Here is a 2501-nt window from a genome sequence, read left to right as displayed (position 1 = left end):
CCGCGGGCTTCTGTGCCCGAATACCTCCATTACGTCGGGCTGCTCGCGCAGGAATGGAGGTATTCGGGCACAAACACGTGCCGTCCGCTCAGGCGGCCGGCGGGTTGCGGTGCTTGTTCGCCTCGACCACGGCGGCCGCCTCGGCGCGCAGCGCATCCACGACCGTGCGCACGGCCAGGCGCTCGGCCCGGTCGGGGCGCATCAGGATCGCGATGTGCCGCTCGGCCACCACCCCCTGCAGGTTCTTCAACGTGATGCGGTCGCGGTACGCCCCCGCGGCCGTGTAGCACGGCAGCACGGCGATGCCGAGTCCGGCCGCGACGAGCGCCTCGGTCACCCGGGTGTCGCCGAAACGCTGAAAGAAGTTCACCGGCACCCCGGCCGCTTCGAAGATGTCGTTCAGGGTGCGCTCGAACGGGTAGCCCCAGGGCACGCCGATCCACTGCTCGCCGATGAGGTCGCTCGGCACGAGAAAGTCTTTGTCGGCCAGACGATGCCCGGGCGGAAGTGCGATGTCGAGCGGCTCGGTCATGAGGGGAATGGCGAGGATGTTCTTGTCGCTCCAGAACGCGGCCGGCTTCGGGGAGTGTGCGAGCACGATGTCGAAGTCGCTCGTGAGCGACGGAAAACCCTCCGACTCCGGGTCGCGGTCGGAGCAGTGCACCGTCAGCCCGCCCGTCTCGGCGACGCGCTTGAGCATTCCGGGCAGCAGCATCTGACCGGCCGTCGGAAAGGTCGCGAGCGTCACGGTGCCCGTGGGGTCGTTGCGAAACTCGTCCCACACCGCCTCTGCCTTCTCGAGCGCGATGGCGACGTCGGTCGCACTGCGCGCGAGTGCCCTGCCGGCGTCGGTCAGGGCGATGCCCCGACCGACCTTCTCTGTGAGCGGCAGCCCCGCCTCGGACTCGAGCTTGCGCAGCTGCTGCGAGATGCCCGACGCGGTGCGGTGAGTGGCCTTGGCCACCTCGGTGATGCTTCCCCGCTCGGCGAGTTCGCGCAGCAGATTGAGTCGTCCGACGTCCATGGCGCCAGTCTAGATCACGGAAGTCGTGCTACTCAGTGAGCCCAGAACTGGTCAGCCGCAATACATCGTCGACCACAGAACTCACAGGCTCGAGAACGCCTGATCGTAGAGATCGAGCGCCCGGGCGACCTCGTCGTCGGTGACCACACACGGCGGCACGACGTGCAGTCTATTGTCGGCGAAGAACGGCAGCAGACCGAGCGCCAGCAGCGACTTCTTCAGCGCTGCGATCACGGCGGGCGCGACGGGCTCGCGGGTCGCGGCGTCGGCGACCAGGTCGAGCGCCCAGAAGACGCCGACGCCGCGCACCTCGCCGATGATCGACGGATGCTTCGCCTGCAGCGCACGCAGGCCCGGTCCGATCACATCCGCTCCCACACGCTTCGCGTTGGCCACGATGCCCTCGCTCTCCATGGCGTCGAGCGCACCGACGATCGAGGCCATCGCCAACGGATGCCCCGAATACGTGAGCCCGCCCGGAAAGACCGAGTCGTCGAACGCCGCGGCGATCGACGGCGAGATGATGACGCCTCCCACGGGCACATAGCCCGAGTTGACTCCCTTGGCGAAGGTGATGAGGTCGGGCACGACGACGTCGGCGCCCTCGTCGGCCAGCGACTGGAACGCGAACCAGTCCCCGGTGCGGCCGAATCCGGCCATGACCTCGTCGAAGATCAGCACGATGCCGAACTCGTCGGCGAGCGCGCGCACCCCCGCCAGGTACCCGGGCGGCGGAACGAGCACACCGGCTGTGCCGGGGATCGTCTCGATGAGGATCGCGGCGATCGATGTCGCGCCCTCGCTCTGGATGACGCGGCGCAGGTGCTGCAGCGCCCGCTCACCCTCCTCGACCGGGCTTTCGCTCCAGAACTCCGAGCGATACGAGAACGGTCCGAAGAAGTGCACATGTCCGCGCGCGTACTGGTTCGGCACACGGCGCCAGTCCCCGGTCGCGACGACGGCCGCGCCGGTGTTGCCGTGGTACGAGCGGTACATCGACAGCACCTTGTCGCGACCAGTATGCAGCCGAGCGAGTCTGATCGCATTCTCGTTCGCGTCGGCGCCACCGTTGGTGAAGAACACCTTGCTGAATTCGTCGCCCGCGCGTTCGAGGATGCGCGACGCGGCCTGGCCACGCGCGAGGTTCGCCGTCGCTGGGGCGATGGTGGCGAGCACGTCGACCTGCGCGTGGATCGCAGCTACGACCGCCGGGTGCTGGTGGCCGATGTTCACGTTGACGAGCTGGCTCGAGAAGTCGAGGTATTCGTTGCCGTCGAAATCCCACACCGTGCTCGCGAGGCCGCCCGCGATCACCATCGGTTTCAGGGCCGCCTGCGCAGACCAGGAGTGGAAGACGTGCGCGCGATCGAGCTCGTAGGCGAGCTGGCCGTCTTCGGAGTCGAGGGCGGCAGTGTCTCGTGCTGCAGTGTCTGGGGTCGTGGGTTCGAGAGTCACGGTGTGGTGCCTTGTCTGTTCG

The 2501-nt window shown here is 67.9% G+C and carries 2 protein-coding genes; both read right to left on the bottom strand.

Annotated elements, in window-relative coordinates:
- Positions 1-88: 88 nt before the first annotated feature.
- Positions 89-1024 (bottom strand): LysR family transcriptional regulator, encoded by a 936-nt coding sequence (locus tag ACE5CZ_RS11310; RefSeq protein ID WP_374947431.1) that lies wholly within the window; start codon positions 1022-1024, stop codon positions 89-91.
- An 81-nt stretch (positions 1025-1105) separates the two neighbouring features.
- Positions 1106-2479, bottom strand: coding sequence for an aspartate aminotransferase family protein (locus tag ACE5CZ_RS11305; protein ID WP_374947430.1), 1374 nt, complete (start codon positions 2477-2479; stop codon positions 1106-1108).
- Positions 2480-2501: the final 22 nt, after the last annotated feature.

Source organism: Agreia sp. (assembly GCF_964263775.1).
Lineage (GTDB): Bacteria > Actinomycetota > Actinomycetes > Actinomycetales > Microbacteriaceae > Agreia.
Note: the sequence above shows the minus strand (reverse complement) of the source record. Positions and strands in the feature narration are given on the sequence as shown.